We start from the raw sequence: 15,471 nt of genomic DNA on the forward strand, positions 1-15,471 counted from the left end.
CAGCTAACTATGCATCAAATGAATAATCTGCGCGCCGTCGATTTGAACTTGCTGGTGATCCTGGATGCGCTGCTGAGCGAACGCCATCTGTCGCGCGCGGCGGAACGCCTGCACATGAGCCAGCCTGCCGTCAGCCATGCGCTGGCGCGCCTGCGCCATCTGCTCGACGACCCGTTGCTGCTGCGCGGCAAAGGCGGTTTCCAGCCCACGGCGCGCGCCCTGGAATTGGCGCGGCCGCTGGCCGAAGCCCTGCAGAGCGTGCGCTCCGTGCTCGGTGGCGCCGTCTTCGAGGCGGCCACGGCGCAGCGCGTGTTTCGCCTGGCCATGTCGGATTACGGTGCGGCATTGATCTTGCCCGCTTTGCTGCGGCGTTTGCGCGTGGAAGCGCCCGGCATCGACGTGGCCGTCAGCTATGCCAGCCGTTCTGCCGTGGTGGCCGGCGTGCAGGATGGCGAGATCGATCTGGCGCTGGGCGTGTTCCCGCAACTGCCCGAGCAGTTGCACAGGGAAACCTTATTCGAGGAAACGTTCATGTGCGCGCTCGATCCGGCCAGCCTGGCGCCGGGCGAGAGCTTGAGCTTGCAGACCTATCTGGCGCGCCCCCATGTGCTGGTGGCGTCCGGCGAAGGCGGCATGGCGGCCGAAGTCGATGCAGCGCTGGCGCAACTGGGCCAGGCGCGCCGCATCGCCGTGCGCGTGCCGTACTGGACGGTCGCACCGGATGTCGTGATGGGGACGGATCTGATATTGACGGTGGCGCGGCGTGCCTTGCAGGGCATTGAGGCGCAGGGGCTGGCGCTGTGCTCCGCGCCGTTTGCCATCGCGCCGTTTGCGTTTGAAGCGATACGGCACCGCCGCACGGACGGCGATGCGGGGATCGCCTGGCTGCGTGCGGCCATTGCGTCGGCCGCCGAGCCAGGCTGAGGTGTTACAGGCCTCCGCCCTGGCCGTCGAACTTGCGCTCGATCAATTCGATCTTGTAGCCATCCGGGTCGGTGATGAAGGCGATGACCGTGTTGCCGCCCTTGACGGGGCCCGGTTCGCGCGTGACGTTGCCGCCGTTCGCGCGTGCCGCGTCGCAAGCGGCGACGATATCGTCGGCCGAGATGGCGATGTGGCCATACGCCGTGCCCAGCTCGTAGCTGGTGGTGCCATAGTTATACGTCAGTTCCAGTTCCGCGTGGTCGGGATTCGCGCCATAGCCGACGAAGGCCAGCGTGTACTGGTATTCCGGATTGTCGCTGGTGCGCAGCAGCTTCATGCCCAGGACGTTCGTGTAAAAGTCGATGGAGCGCTGCAGGTCGCCGACCCGTAACATGGTGTGCAAAATACGCATCGTAAATCCTTGAGGGTGAGAGGGGAATGGCAGGATTTTATGCGTTTTACGGCTTTCTTGCCGAGACCGCCCTTGCCGCCCGCTGGTACCGGGGCGGCGGACGGTGGCGGGCTTACTCCAGGCGGGCGTCCAGAGTGATTTCTGTGGCCAGCAACTTCGATACGGGGCAGCCGAGCTTGGCGCGCAGGGCCGCGTCCTGGAACGCTTCGTCGGTGGCACCGGGGATGGTGGCCACCAAGGTCAGGTGCACGGCCGTGATGGCATAGCTGCCATCGATTTTTTCCAGGCTGACGTCGGCTGTCGTTTTCAGGGCCGTGGCGCGCAATCCCGCCTCGCCCAGTTGGCCGGACAGTGCCATGGTAAAGCAGGCCGCGTGGGCCGCGCCGATCAGTTCTTCCGGATTGCTGCCGGGACCGTCTTCGAAGCGCGTGTTGAAACCATAGGCCACATTGTCGAGTGCGCCGCTTTGGGTGGAAATAAATCCTTTGCCATCCTTAAGGCCGCCACTCCAGACGGCTGATCCTGTTTTTTTCATGATGTACTCCTTGCGTGGTTCGAAGGTCCATCATGCGCGTGGCATCCTTGCCCTTCCGTTCGTTGCGCCACACAGGGGGCGCATGCGCGGCGCCAATGTGTTCACGGCGCCGGCGTGACGCGCCAGATGACATTGCCCACGTCGTCCGCCACCAGCAGCGCGCCCGCCTTGTCGACGGCCACGCCGACGGGGCGTCCCTGCGCCTTGCCGTTGCTGTCGAGGAAACCGGCGACGACGTCCTGCGGCGGCCCGCTGGGTACGCCATCGGCGAAGGGCACATAAATGACTTTATAGCCGCTGAAGGGCTTGCGGTTCCACGAGCCGTGCTGGCCGATGAAGGCGCCGCCCCGGTAGCGTTCCGGCAGCAGCGTGGCATCATAAAACGCCAGTCCCAGCGAGGCCGTATGCGCGCCCAGCGCGTAGTCGGGTGCAACAGCCGTGGCCACCAGTTCGGGACGGGGCGGCTTGACCCGCGCATCGACGTGCTGGCCGAAATAACTGTAGGGCCAGCCATAGAAGACCCCTTCCTTGACGGGCGTCATGTAGTCGGGCACCAGGTCGTTGCCCAGCTCGTCGCGCTCATTGACGGCCGTCCAGAGGGCGCCCGTCCTGGGCTGCCAGGCCAGTCCCACGGGATTGCGCAAGCCCGTCGCATACACGCGAGCCTTGCCCGTCGCCCGCGTGAATTGCCAGATGGCGGCGCGGCCATCTTCGGCCGCCATGCCGTTTTCGCCCACGTTGCTGTTCGAGCCGACGGCAACATAGAGAAATTTGCCGTCGGGGCTGGCGACGACGTTTTTGGTCCAGTGGTGATTGATGGGGCCGCCCGGTAAATCCATCACCTTGACGCCGGGCGCCGTGATGGCTGTCTGGCCTTCCTTGTAAGGAAAACGCATCAAGGCGTCGGCATTGGCGATGTACAGCTCGTTACCCACCAGGGCCATGCCGAATGGCGAGTTCAGTCCTTGCAGGAACACGCTGCGCGTCTGCGCCACGCCATTCGCGTCGACGCCGCGCAGCAGGGTGATGCGGTTGGCGCTGGGCGTGGCCGCGCCCGCCTTTTTCATCTGCATCTGCATGATGGCGCCCTTGATGCCCTTGCTGTCGTCCGGTTTCGGCGGGGCGTTCGTTTCCGCCACGAGCACGTCGCCATTCGGCAAGACGTACAGCCAGCGCGGATGGTCGAGGTCGCGCGCATACGCATGGATGGCCAGGCCCGCCGCGACAGCGGGGTGCTGTGCGGTCGTCCAGCGCTGCACGGGCGCCACATTCACGGTGGGAATCAGCTGCTTGTCCGGTGCGGGCAGGGTGGGCTGCGGGCCGAAGCCCACGGGCATGGCGGGCACCTGGGCATGGGCGAGATGGGCGCCGCAGGCAGTGGCGAGCAGGAAGGAACAGGCGTAACGGTGCATGGCGTACTCCGGAGCATGAACAGTGCGGGTAGCAGAGCGTGACCGTTGGAGTCAGCGCGCCTTCTTTGGTTCCAGTTGCGCGTCGGGACGGGCTTGCTGCGGCGCGGCGGGCTTGACCTTTTCCACGCCCGGCTGGGCGTGCAGGTCCGTATCGACCAGTCCCTGCTCCAGGTCGCTGGCCGCCTGCTGCATGATCTTGCGTGGGCGCACGTTCTGCGCATCGGGCGATTCGTCGCGCTCGTGCGGCAGACGGTCGATACCGTCATTCTTGACCTTTTCATCGGTATTGATCTTGCGTTCGCTATGCTGGGTAACCATACGGCCTCCTGACAGAAGAATTGACGTGGGATCAGTGTCCTGCCGCAGCCAGGCTGCCTGCAAGCGGATTTGTCCATCCAGGGAGCGCTGGCGCACGCATGGATGATTCTTTTTCTGCGCTACACTGCGTGCAACACCAAGAACGCCCCTTGCGGGCACACGGCAGCCGCACTATACTGTGGATATATACAGTACCATGCGATGGCGGCGTGCGACGCGACAGCCTGGGGCGGCTTGCCACCGAATTCATTACCGAGATTTTTATGCCCGTCGATAACTACGCCGACCAGCGAGCCGAACAGCCAGCCGCGACCTTGCCAGCCCCGGGCGAGCGCTTCAACCTGGGCGCCAAGACCATTGCCCTGGTCGTGCGCCAGAATACGGATGGCATTGCCGAGCCCGTGAAAAGCATCGTCGATTTCCTGCAAGTGCTGGGCCACACGGTGGTCTTCGAGGCGGAGACGGCCGCGCACCTGAACCTGGCGTTTCCCGGCGTGCGCGCCATGTCGCCGGCCGAGATCGGCGCCGCCGCCGATTGCGCCATCGTCATGGGCGGCGATGGCACCATGCTCGGCATTGCGCGCCAGCTGGCGCCATTCGACGTCCCCTTGATCGGTATCAATCAGGGGCGCCTGGGTTTCATGACCGATATTCCGCTTGAGCGCATGCTGCCCGTGCTGGCGCAAATTCTCGGCGGCCGCTTCAAGGCCGAGCGCCGCACTTTGCTCGAAGGCAGCGTGCTGCGCGACGGCGAGTCGATTCACGTGGGCATGGCCGTCAACGATGTCGTCGTCTCGCGCGGCGGCGGCGCCGGCATGGCCGAATTGCGCGTCGAGGTCGACGGTCACTTCATGTACAACCAGCGTTCGGATGGCTTGATCATTTCCACGCCCACGGGCTCGACCGCGTATTCGCTGTCGGCCGGCGGCCCGCTGCTGCATCCGACCCTGGGCGGCATCGTGCTCGTGCCGATCGCCCCGCATGCGCTGTCGAACCGCCCCATCGTCTTGCCCGATTCCAGTCAGATCGTCGTGGAAATCGTGCGCGGGCGCGATATCAGCGTCAATTTCGACATGCAGACCTTTGCCAGCCTGGTGCAGCAAGACCGCATCCTGATCCGCCGTTCGCCCCATACGATTACTTTCCTGCATCCGGAAGGGTGGAGCTACTACAACACCCTGCGTGAAAAACTGCACTGGAATGAGTACCCGTCGGGCGAGGGCAAGCTCAGCTAATAGTTTCTCCACCTCAACCCGCGGTGCGCCGCCTAACCACAGAAGCCATGCTCCATACACTGTCCATTCGCGATTTTGTCATTGTCGATACCATTGAACTGGAATTTTCCGCCGGCTTCAGCGTGCTGACGGGCGAGACGGGCGCCGGCAAGTCCATCCTCATCGATGCGCTGACTTTGGCGCTGGGCGGGCGCGGCGACGCCAGCGTGGTGCGCGAAGGCGCGGCCAAGGCCGACATCACGGCCGATTTTTCCGTCAGCGAAGTGGCGCAGGCCTGGCTGGTGGCGCATGAATTCGCCAACGACGATGGCGGCGCCCTGCTGCGCCGCGTGATCGACAATGCGGGCCGCTCGAAGGCGTATATCAACGGCATTCCCGCCACGGCCGCCCAGCTGCGCGAACTGGGCGACATGCTGGTCGACATCCACGGCCAGCACGCGCACCAGTCCTTGCTGAAAAGCGAAGCGCAGCGCGCCTTGCTCGACGGCCAGGCGACGGCGCGCGAAGCGGGCGCGGAGCAGGATGCGCGGCAAGTGGCGGCGCTGCACAAGCGCTGGCGCGCCCTCGTGCGCCAGCGCGAGGAATTCGAAACGAATGCCGCCAACGTGCTGTACGAGCGCGAACGCCTGGAATGGCAAGTGGGCGAACTGGAAAAGCTGGCCGCCAAGCCCGGCGAATGGACGGAGATCACGAACGAGCACAGCCGCCTGTCGCACGCGGCCAGCCTGCTGGAGGGGGCGCAGGAAGCCCTGGCGATCATTTCCGAGTCGGAAGACCATCCGATCGTGTCGCAACTGTCGGCCCTGAACCAGAAGCTGGGCAAGCTCGTGTCCGTCGATGCGGAATTGCAGCCGATCGTCGACCTGATCGAGTCGTCGCGCATCCAGCTGCAGGAATCCGTGTACGCGCTGAACAATTACCTGGACCGCGTGGAACTGGATCCGGAGCGTCTGCACCAGCTCGACGCGCGCATGGAAGCCATGCACAGCACGGCCCGCAAATTCCGCGTCACGCCCGAAGAGTTGCCGGAGGAACACGCCAAGCTGTCGGAAAAGCTGCAGCACCTGGCCGACGCTTCCGATATCGAGGGCTTGCTGCGCCAGGAAGCGAAGATCGAGGCCGAGTACCGCGCCGTGGCCGAGCGATTGTCCGCCACGCGCCGCGCCGCCGCCCTGGAGCTGGGGCAAGCCGTCACGCGCGCCATGCAGGAACTGAGCATGACGGGCGGCAGCTTCGAAATCGCGCTGCACCCGTGCGATCCGGCCGCCCACGGCCTCGAGCAAGTCGAGTTTCTCGTTGCAGGCCATGCGGGCACGGCGCCCCGTTCGCTGGCCAAGGTAGCGTCCGGCGGCGAACTGGCGCGTATCGCGCTGGCCATTTCCGTCATCACTTCGCACGCCACCACCACGCCGACCCTGATCTTCGACGAGGTCGACAGCGGCATCGGCGGCGCCGTCGCCGAAGTCGTGGGGCGTTTATTAAAACGCCTGGGGCAGGGACGCCAAGTGCTGTGCGTGACCCACTTGCCGCAAGTGGCCAGCCAGGCCAATCAGCATTTCCAAGTGGCAAAAAGCACCCTGGACAACGGCAAGACGGCCTCGCGCATCGACATGCTCGACGCCAAGGCCAGGGTGGAAGAAGTGGCGCGCATGCTGGGCGGTCTGGAAATCACGGCCACCACGCGCAAGCATGCCCGCGAATTGCTGGCGATTTGAACGCAGGCTTAAATCCGGGGTCAGACCCCCGGATATGTTGGCGTTGAGCTTGACGTTAGCGGCATCGAGGGTCTGACCCCCGATGTTGACGCAATGTAACTATAATAACTGCCTAATCCATCCAACGCCTTCGAAGAGCCTTCATGTCATTTCAAACAGAACCGCCGTACACGCATGGCAGCATCGACCGCAGCGCCGTGGTGCTGGTCAACCTGGGCACGCCCGATGCGCCGACCTCGTCGGCCGTGCGGCGCTACCTGAAGCAATTTTTGTCGGACCCGCGCGTGGTGGAGATACCCCGCCTCGTCTGGTGGTTCATCCTGAACCTGATCATCTTGCCATTCCGCTCGGGCCAGTCGGCCAAGAAATACGCGTCGATCTGGACGCGCGAGGGCTCGCCCCTGAAAGTGCATACGCAAAAGCAGGCGAAATTGCTGGCCGGCGCCCTGGCCGAACGTGGCCACGATGGTGTGACCGTGGCCATGGCCATGCGTTACGGTTCGCCTTCCTTGCCCGACGTGCTGGCCCAGCTGAAAAGCGAAGGCTGCGAGCGCATCGCCATTTTGCCGGCGTATCCGCAATACTCGGGCACGACGACGGGGTCCATCTACGACGCCGTATTCGCCCATTACGCTACCGTGCGCAATGTGCCGGAATTGCGTTTCATCAAGCAATATCACGAGCACGACACATATATCGACGCCTTGCGCGATTCCGTGCTGAACCAATGGGAAGCGCATGGCCGTCCGGAAAAACTGGTGATGAGTTTCCATGGCGTGCCCAAGCGTACCTTGCTGCTGGGCGACCCCTACCACTGCCAATGCCTGAAAACGGCGCGATTGCTGGCAGAAAAGCTGAAATTAACTAAAGAGCAATACGTGGTGACCTTCCAGTCGCGCTTCGGCAAGGCCGAATGGCTGCAGCCGTACACGGCGCCCACCCTGGTGGCGCTGGCGCAGCAGGGCGTCAAGCGGGTCGACCTGCTGTGTCCGGGCTTTACCAGCGATTGCCTGGAAACGCTGGAAGAGATCGCCATGGAAGCCAAGCATGATTTCGAGGCGGCCGGCGGCCAGCACTTCCATTACATCGCCTGCCTGAACGAAACGCCGGCCTGGATCGCGGGCATGGCGGAAATTGCGGAGCAGCATATGATCGGCTGGCCGACGATGAAGACGGCGCCGCAGCGCGACGCGGACAAGAAGGCGGGCGAGCAGGCGCGTGCGGCGGCGCTGGCACTGGGCGCGGCGAATTAAAGATAATTAATTTTTTCACAATCAAAAGCCGCGCTTGCGCGGCTTTGTCATGTGTGGCGCGACAAAAGTACTATCCAGATAGCAACGCCGCCAGTGGCGATGGCCGTGGCGGGGCTGGTAGAATGCCCGCTTTGCCCGGGGAAGCCTGGAAAATCAAGGGGGCGCGCACGGCTCACTGGCCGAAATGGGTCGCCTTTTGTAATAAGCTGTAACATGAATCGCTGTAATTCTGGTTTTGCCGTGTATACCCCTTGAAACAATAGGATATAGCCCCATCTGCCCGTTAGTGTTGTAAAGATAGTTAGACTAACTCATTTAAGTCATTGATTGTAGGAGCTTTCTAGATGCAAGATCAGGAAAACCAAGCTGTACCTAATCCGCAAGCGGACGCCGCGGCGACTGCCCCATCGACTCCCGCAGAGCCTACTTTGGAAGAGCAGCTGGCGAGTACCGAAGCGCGTCTTGCAGAGATGCACGATGCCTTCATGCGCGCCAAGGCCGATGGCGAAAATATTCGCCGCCGTGCGCAGGAAGATGTTGCTAAAGCGCATAAATTCGCAGTGGAAAGCTTTGCCGAAGCCATGGTGCCGGTGAAAGACAGCCTGGAAACGGCGCTGACGGTGGAAGCACCGACCATCGAATCGCTGAAAGAAGGCGTCGAGATGACCCTGAAGCAACTGAACGCCGCGTTCGAGCGTAACCGCCTGGTGGAAGTCTTGCCAGTGCAGGGCGAAAAGCTCGATCCGATGAAACACCAGGCCGTTGCCGTGGTGCCAGCGGAGCAGGAAGCCAATACCATCGTATCCGTCCTGCAAAAGGGCTATATGATTGCGGACCGCCTGCTGCGTCCAGCCATTGTCACGACCGCGCAAGCAAAATAATCAGAGTGCGGCATCAAGCAAGCCTTGAAACCATGCCGCTTTGCCACATATAAGAACCATCTGAAATCTAGCAAATAAAAGGAAAAAAATCATGGGTAGAATTATCGGTATCGATCTGGGAACCACGAATTCCTGCGTTTCCATCATGGAAAACGGTCAACCAAAGGTAATCGAAAACGCTGAAGGCGCACGCACGACGCCGTCGATTATTGCTTATCAAGAAGATGGCGAAATTCTCGTCGGCGCGCCAGCGAAACGCCAGGCCGTGACCAATCCGAAAAACACGCTGTACGCAGTCAAGCGTCTGATCGGTCGCAAGTTCGACGAAAAAGAAGTGCAAAAAGACATCGCGCTGATGCCGTACCAAATCATGAAAGCCGACAACGGCGATGCATGGATCGGCGTACGCGACAAAAAACTGGCGCCGCCGCAAATTTCGGCTGAAGTCCTGCGCAAGATGAAGAAAACGGCAGAAGACTACCTCGGTGAAGAAGTCACCGAAGCCGTCATCACCGTGCCTGCGTATTTCAACGACTCGCAGCGTCAAGCCACCAAGGATGCCGGCCGTATCGCTGGCCTGGACGTCAAGCGCATCATCAACGAGCCAACCGCAGCAGCGCTGGCGTTCGGCCTGGACAAGACCGAAAAAGGCGACCGTAAAATCGCCGTGTATGACTTGGGTGGCGGTACGTTCGACGTGTCGATCATCGAAATCGCAGATGTTGATGGCGAGAAACAATTTGAAGTGCTGTCGACCAACGGCGACACCTTCCTGGGCGGCGAAGACTTCGACCAGCGCGTCATCGATTACATCATCGACGAGTTCAAGAAGATCAACGGCATCGACCTGAAAAAAGATCCGATCGCCCTGCAGCGCATCAAGGCTTCGGCCGAGCGCGCGAAGATCGAATTGTCGTCGTCGCAGCAAACCGAGATCAACGAGCCGTACATCGCCATGGCGAACGGCGCGCCGGTCCACTTGAACCTGAAGATGACCCGCGCCAAGCTGGAATCGCTGGTGGAAGAGCTGATCACGGCCACGATGGAACCATGCCGCACCGCCATCAAAGATGCAGGCGTGAAAGTGTCGGACATCGATGACATCATCCTGGTCGGCGGTATGACCCGTATGCCGAAGGTGCAGGAAAAAGTGAAGGAATTCTTCGGCAAGGATCCACGCAAGGACGTGAACCCGGACGAAGCCGTTGCCGTGGGCGCAGCGATTCAAGGTTCGGTCCTGTCGGGCGAACGCAAGGACTTGCTGTTGCTGGACGTCACTCCTCTGTCCCTGGGTATCGAAACCCTGGGCGGCGTGATGACCAAGATGATCCACAAAAACACGACGATTCCGACCAAGTTCAGCCAAGTGTTCTCGACGGCCGACGACAACCAGCCTGCGGTGACCATCAAGGTCTTCCAGGGTGAGCGCGAAATCGCCGCCGGCAACAAGGGTCTGGGCGAATTCAATCTGGAAGGCATCCCGCCAGCATCGCGCGGCACGCCACAGATCGAAGTGACCTTCGACATCGACGCCAACGGCATCTTGCATGTCGGCGCGAAAGACAAGGCCACCGGCAAGGAAAACAAGATCACGATCAAGGCCAATTCCGGCTTGACCGAGGCTGAAATCCAGAAGATGGTGAAAGACGCCGAGCTGAACGCGGAAGAAGACAAGAAGGTCAAAGAATTGGCCGAGTCGCGCAACCAGGCCGATGCTCTGGTACACTCGACCCGGAAATCCTTGACCGAATACGGCGACAAGCTGGATGCGGGCGAGAAAGAGAAGATCGAAGCGGCGATCACCGACCTGGAAGCAAGCATCAAGGCGGGCGACAAGGCTGAGATCGACGCCAAGGTGGAAGCACTGTCGAGCGCATCGCAGAAACTGGGCGAAAAAATGTATGCCGACATGCAAGCGCAGCAAGCTGCCGGCGGCGCGGAAGGTGCACAGCAAGCTGCTGGCGCATCGGACGCAGGCGCCAAGCAGGACGACGTTGTTGACGCTGACTTCAAGGAAGTCAAAGACAGCAAGTAATTGTCTTGCGCTCCCATGAACCGGGGGCAGCCGGGCTGAACGCTACATCGCGGGATTAGCCGCGAAGACCGGCCGAGCCGAGTCGCTGCCCAGTGCAGCACTCGACTCGGCTTTTTCGTGTAATTTTTACATCAGTAGATAGACTGCAAGGTGCCGACAACATGGCAAAGCGTGATTTTTACGAGACACTCGGTGTCGCAAAAAATGCTTCGGAAGAAGAGATCAAAAAGTCTTACCGTAAACTGGCGATGAAATACCATCCGGACCGCAATCCGGATAGCAAGGAATCGGAAGAAAAGTTTAAGGAAGTCAAAGAAGCCTATGAGATGCTGACCAATCCGGAAAAGCGCGATGCGTATGACCGTTATGGTCACGCCGGCGTGGATCCGAACATGGGCGGCGGTGGCGGCTTCGGCGGCGGTGCTGGCGGCTTTGCCGACAGCTTCGGCGATATCTTCGGCGACATCTTTGGCGGTGGCGGTGGACGCAGCCGCAATGCGGGACCACAGGTGTACCGTGGCGCCGACTTGCGCTACAACCTGGAAATTACGCTGGAGCAAGCTGCGCACGGCTTCGACACGACCATCCGCGTGCCGAGCTGGGACAAGTGCGACACTTGTCATGGCAGCGGCGCCAAGCCGGGCACCTCGCCGACCACCTGCGGTACTTGCGGTGGCCACGGCCAGGTGCGCATGCAGCAAGGCTTCTTCAGCATCCAGCAAACCTGCCCGAAATGCCATGGCAGCGGCAAGGTCATCACCGACCCCTGCACGCCGTGCGGCGGCGCCGGTCGCATCAAGCGCAACAAGACCCTGGAAGTCAAAATTCCAGTCGGTATCGACAACGGCATGCGTATCCGTTCGTCCGGCAACGGCGAACCGGGCACGAATGGCGGCCCGTCGGGCGACCTGTATGTGGAAATCCACATCAAGCCGCACGCCGTGTTCCAGCGCGAAGGCGACGACCTGCATTGCGAAATGCCGATCTCGTTCACCAAGGCAGCTTTGGGTGGCGAAATCGAAGTGCCTACCCTGAACGGCAAAGTGTCGTTCACGATTCCGGAAGGCACCCAGTCGGGCAAGACCTTCCGCCTGAAAGGCAAGGGCATCAAGGGCGTGCGCTCCGGTTACGCGGGCGACCTGTTCTGCCACGTGGCCATCGAAACACCGGTGAAACTGACGGAAAAACAGAAAGACCTGCTGCGCGACTTTGAAAAGTCGACGACCGAGGGCGGTGCCAAGCACAGTCCGCAAAGCAAGACCTGGAAAGACAAGGTCAAGGATTTTTTTGAATAAGCACACGTAACACCATGCGCCGGGATGCTGAAACATCCCGGCGTTTTTTTCATCACGACTGAACAATGTGCGCGCATCGCCGGCCTATGGGCGCGATCTGCGGCCAATTCAGTCGTACGCACACAATGGGAGCGATATGACCGAACAGAAAAATGGCCCGGCCCTGGCGGAACTGCTGCAGCGTAACCGCCGCTGGGCCGACTCGATGGTGGCGAAGGACCCGAACTTCTTCAAGAACCTGGAAGCGCAGACATCGCCCGAATACCTGTGGATCGGCTGCTCCGACAGCCGCGTTCCCGCCAACGAATTGCTGGGCATGGCGCCTGGCGACGTGTTTGTGCACCGTAATATTGCCAATGTGGTCGTGCATTCCGACCTCAATTGCCTGTCCGTCCTGCAATTTGCCGTGGACGTGCTGAAAGTCAAACATATCATCATCGTCGGCCATTATGGCTGCAAGGGCGTGCATGCTGCCATGACGGGCACGCGCATCGGCCTGGTCGACAACTGGCTGCGCCACGTGCAGGACGTGGGCCAGAAGCACGAGCGCTACCTGGGCGACGTGCTGACGAGCCGCCAGCGCGGCGACCGCCTGTGCGAACTGAACGTGGTCGAGCAAGTCTTGAACGTATGCCAGACCACCGTCGTGCAAGATGCGTGGGAACGGGGCCAGGAACTCAGCGTCCATGGCTGGGTCTACGGCTTGAAGGATGGCTTGCTGAACGACCTCGAAGTGACGGTCACGGCCGGCCACGAGCTGGCGCCGCGCATGGCGACCCGCCTGGCCCGCTACGAAGCAATCGCGTAAGCGGCGCTGGCGCCGCGTCTATGGCGCGGCGCCTTCCAGGCGGTCCAGATAATCGGCCGCCTCCCGCACGCCCTCCTGCGCCGCCTGGCGCAGCCAGGTTCTGGCCTGGGGAAGGTCCTGCGGCGTGCCCCGGCCTTCGGCCAGCGCCACGCCATAGTGATAGCGCGCCAGCCGCGCATAGGCGGCGTCATCGTTGGTATGGGCGCCGCGCCGCATCAGCGCCGTCGCCTGCGCCAGGTCCCTGGGCACGCCGATGCCCGTTTCATACAGCTGGGCCAGCCAAATCATCGAATACACATCGTTCCAGCGCCGGATGCAGTCTTCAAAGATGGCGACGGCCGCCGCATGGTCGCCCGTCTTGTCGGCCGCATAGCCGTATAAACACTTGATGCGCTTGTCGCTGTGCACATAGGCTTTGTAGCTGAGATCGCCTTCATCCTGGCTGTCCTGGGCGTGGACGGGAACAGCGAACAGAACGGCGAGCATCAGGGCGTAGGTGCGCATGGTTTTCCTGGTCGATGGTTGAAGATTGGCAGACAAGCAAGTTGCGTGCTAGCTCCCTTTCCGGGCAAAGCCGGTGCCGCTGTGCCCTTGCGTGACAGCGCCTGTTGCAGCATGGCGCAACGCGCCGCGCATATCCATATAGTAAATGCTTCGTTTGCAGGGAACGCAGGCCGGCATACAGTGGACTTCCCCAGACTCTAGTCGAGTTCCCATGTCGGCCGTCCTGAAATCCGCGTTTTCTTCCAGCCAGTTCCGCATCGAAACGTTCGATGCGCCGCTCGGCGCGCAAGTGCTGGGGCTGGACCTGGCGCAGCCGCTGTCGCTGGGCGACTTCCAGCGCCTGCACCACGCCCACCTCGACCATCACGTGCTGGTGTTCCGCGACCAGCGCATCACGCCGCAGCAGCAAGTCGATTTCAGCCGCCGCTTCGGTCCCCTGCAAATCCACGTGCTGCGCCAGTTCCAGCTGCCTACGCAGCCGGAAGTGCTGATCATCTCGAACATCGTCGAAGATGGCCAGCCCATCGGCCTGGGCGATGCCGGTCACTTCTGGCATTCGGACCTGTCGTACAAGGAAGTGCCCAGCCTCGGCTCCATGCTGCACGCGCAAGAGTTGCCGGACGAGGGCGGCGATACCGTGTTTGCCAACATGCACCTGGCCTGGGAAAGCTTGCCGGCCGCGCTGCGCCACGCCGTACGCGGCGCCCGCGCCGAGCACAGCTACCTGAGCCAGTATGAGGAGTTGCGTCGCCGTAACCCGTGGCGGCCCGCGCTGACGCAGGCGCAGATCGATGAAGTCAAACCCGTAACGCACCCTGTGGTGCGCGTGCATCCGGAAACGGGACGCCGTGCCCTGTTCGTCAGCGAACATTTCACCACGCGCATCGTCGGCCTGCCCGCCGATGAAAGCCGCGCCCTGCTCGACGAACTGTTCGCCCACAGCGTGCGCCCCGAGCACCTGTATGTGCACCGCTGGCAGCCGCACGACCTGGTGTTCTGGGACAACCGTTCCCTGATGCATCTGGCGACGGGCTGCCCGCCCGAGCAGCGCCGCAAACTCTACCGCACCACCATCGAAGGCGATGCGCCGTACTGATTTTTTGACTGTTGATCTGACCCAAGGAGTGTCCATGTTGCCGATCTTGACCTTTTCCCGCCGCCTTCTCGCCGCCATCGCCATGCTGTGCATGGCCATGCCCATGGCCCGGGCCGAAGGGCAGATCCGCATCGCGGGCCAGCACGGCATCACCTTCTTGCTGCTCAATATTGCGCAGGAACAAAAACTGATCGAAAAGCATGGCAAGCAGCAGGGCGTCGACGTGAAAGTCGAGTGGATTACCCTGTCCGGCGGCCCTGCCATCAACGACGCTTTGTTGTCCGGCAATATCGATATCGCGGGGGCGGGCCTGGGGCCGCTGCTGACGATCTGGGACCGCACCAAGGGACGGCAGAACGTGCGCGGCGTGGCTTCGCTCGGTAATTTCCCCTACTATTTGATCAGCAACAACCCGAAGGTAAAAACCCTGGCCGACTTGACGGACAAGGACCGCATCGCCTTGCCCGCCGTCTCCGTGTCCGTCCAGGCGAGGATATTGCAAATGGCCGTGGCGAAGCAGTGGGGCGACAAGGAATTTGCCCGCCTGGATAAAATCACGCAAACCCTGCCGCATCCGGATGCGGCCGCGGCCATCATCGCCGGCGGCACGGAATTGAGCGGCCATTTCGGCAATTCGCCGTTCCAGGAGCAGGAACTGGCGCAGAATCCGAACGCCCACATCATCCTGAATTCGTATGACGTGCAGGGCGGACCCAGCTCGTCGACCCTGCTGTATGCGACGGAAAAGTACCGCAAGGACAATCCGAAGACGTACCGCGCCTTCATCGCCGCCCTGGCTGAAGCGGCGCAGTACGCGAGCAGCAATCCGCAAGGCGCGGCCGACATCTATATCAAGGTCAATAAAAGCAAGGTGGACCGTAATCTGCTGCTGAAAATCTTTGCCAATCCGCAAGTGCAATTCAAGATCGCGCCGCAAAACACCTATGGCCTGGCGCAATTCCTGCACCGCGTGAGTGCCATCCGCAACCTGCCCGACAGCTGGCGCGATTACTTCTTTGACGACCCTGCCATCACGCAAGGAGGCTGA

General features: G+C 61.7%; 15 protein-coding genes. 10 read left to right on the forward strand and 5 right to left on the reverse strand.

The window, feature by feature from the left end; all coding sequences use genetic code 11:
* Nucleotides 1-18: 18 nt before the first annotated feature.
* Nucleotides 19-924: a LysR substrate-binding domain-containing protein gene (locus OX462_RS02710; protein ID WP_070290873.1), complete on the forward strand. Its 906-nt coding sequence runs from the start codon at nucleotides 19-21 to the stop codon at nucleotides 922-924.
* Nucleotides 925-928: 4 nt separating this feature from the next.
* Here the strand turns inward: OX462_RS02710 and gloA are convergent, their stop codons facing one another.
* The 4 genes from gloA to OX462_RS02730 all read right to left on the reverse strand — a co-directional run bounded on the left by gloA (nucleotide 929) and on the right by OX462_RS02730 (nucleotide 3,601).
* Nucleotides 929-1,336 carry a lactoylglutathione lyase gene (gene gloA, locus OX462_RS02715; RefSeq protein WP_070290874.1) on the reverse strand — a complete coding sequence of 136 codons (408 nt, stop codon included), beginning with the start codon at nucleotides 1,334-1,336 and terminating at the stop codon, nucleotides 929-931.
* Nucleotides 1,337-1,448: 112 nt separating this feature from the next.
* Nucleotides 1,449-1,871, reverse strand: coding sequence for an OsmC family protein (locus OX462_RS02720; protein WP_070220462.1), 423 nt, complete (start codon nucleotides 1,869-1,871; stop codon nucleotides 1,449-1,451).
* Between the two features lie 101 nt (nucleotides 1,872-1,972).
* Nucleotides 1,973-3,283 carry a PQQ-dependent sugar dehydrogenase gene (locus OX462_RS02725; protein WP_409027718.1) on the reverse strand — a complete coding sequence of 437 codons (1,311 nt, stop codon included), beginning with the start codon at nucleotides 3,281-3,283 and terminating at the stop codon, nucleotides 1,973-1,975.
* A 51-nt stretch (nucleotides 3,284-3,334) separates the two neighbouring features.
* Nucleotides 3,335-3,601 (reverse strand): hypothetical protein, encoded by a 267-nt coding sequence (locus tag OX462_RS02730; RefSeq protein ID WP_070220458.1) that lies wholly within the window; start codon nucleotides 3,599-3,601, stop codon nucleotides 3,335-3,337.
* Between the two features lie 263 nt (nucleotides 3,602-3,864).
* On the opposite strand from OX462_RS02730, the gene OX462_RS02735 reads away from it, so the two are divergent.
* The 7 genes from OX462_RS02735 (at nucleotide 3,865) to can (ending at nucleotide 12,823) form a co-directional block, all read left to right on the forward strand.
* Entirely contained in the window at nucleotides 3,865-4,836 is a 972-nt protein-coding gene (locus OX462_RS02735) for an NAD kinase (RefSeq protein WP_227742053.1), read from the forward strand.
* A 47-nt stretch (nucleotides 4,837-4,883) separates the two neighbouring features.
* On the forward strand, nucleotides 4,884-6,551 hold the full coding sequence (recN, locus tag OX462_RS02740) for a DNA repair protein RecN (RefSeq protein WP_070290876.1): 1,668 nt from the start codon (nucleotides 4,884-4,886) through the stop codon (nucleotides 6,549-6,551).
* Nucleotides 6,552-6,694: 143 nt separating this feature from the next.
* Nucleotides 6,695-7,804, forward strand: a complete 1,110-nt coding sequence (gene hemH / locus OX462_RS02745) for a ferrochelatase (RefSeq protein WP_409027719.1) — start codon at nucleotides 6,695-6,697, stop codon at nucleotides 7,802-7,804.
* A gap of 344 nt (nucleotides 7,805-8,148) precedes the next feature.
* A complete protein-coding gene (gene grpE / locus OX462_RS02750) occupies nucleotides 8,149-8,685 on the forward strand; it encodes a nucleotide exchange factor GrpE (protein ID WP_034788734.1) in 537 nt (178 codons plus the stop codon).
* A 91-nt stretch (nucleotides 8,686-8,776) separates the two neighbouring features.
* Nucleotides 8,777-10,720 (forward strand): molecular chaperone DnaK, encoded by a 1,944-nt coding sequence (gene dnaK / locus OX462_RS02755; protein ID WP_070290878.1) that lies wholly within the window; start codon nucleotides 8,777-8,779, stop codon nucleotides 10,718-10,720.
* A gap of 161 nt (nucleotides 10,721-10,881) precedes the next feature.
* On the forward strand, nucleotides 10,882-12,015 hold the full coding sequence (gene dnaJ / locus OX462_RS02760) for a molecular chaperone DnaJ (protein WP_034745985.1): 1,134 nt from the start codon (nucleotides 10,882-10,884) through the stop codon (nucleotides 12,013-12,015).
* A gap of 136 nt (nucleotides 12,016-12,151) precedes the next feature.
* Nucleotides 12,152-12,823 carry a carbonate dehydratase gene (gene can, locus OX462_RS02765; protein ID WP_034788731.1) on the forward strand — a complete coding sequence of 224 codons (672 nt, stop codon included), beginning with the start codon at nucleotides 12,152-12,154 and terminating at the stop codon, nucleotides 12,821-12,823.
* An 18-nt stretch (nucleotides 12,824-12,841) separates the two neighbouring features.
* Here the strand turns inward: can and OX462_RS02770 are convergent, their stop codons facing one another.
* Nucleotides 12,842-13,327, reverse strand: a complete 486-nt coding sequence (locus OX462_RS02770) for a tetratricopeptide repeat protein (protein WP_409027720.1) — start codon at nucleotides 13,325-13,327, stop codon at nucleotides 12,842-12,844.
* A 211-nt stretch (nucleotides 13,328-13,538) separates the two neighbouring features.
* Between OX462_RS02770 and OX462_RS02775 the strand changes: the two genes are divergently transcribed.
* Both OX462_RS02775 and OX462_RS02780 read left to right on the forward strand, forming a co-directional pair.
* On the forward strand, nucleotides 13,539-14,423 hold the full coding sequence (locus OX462_RS02775; protein ID WP_409027721.1) for a TauD/TfdA dioxygenase family protein: 885 nt from the start codon (nucleotides 13,539-13,541) through the stop codon (nucleotides 14,421-14,423).
* Between the two features lie 82 nt (nucleotides 14,424-14,505).
* Nucleotides 14,506-15,471, forward strand: a complete 966-nt coding sequence (locus OX462_RS02780) for an ABC transporter substrate-binding protein (protein WP_409028719.1) — start codon at nucleotides 14,506-14,508, stop codon at nucleotides 15,469-15,471.

It is taken from the genome of Janthinobacterium aestuarii, from assembly GCF_046113285.1.
GTDB lineage: Bacteria > Pseudomonadota > Gammaproteobacteria > Burkholderiales > Burkholderiaceae_D > Janthinobacterium.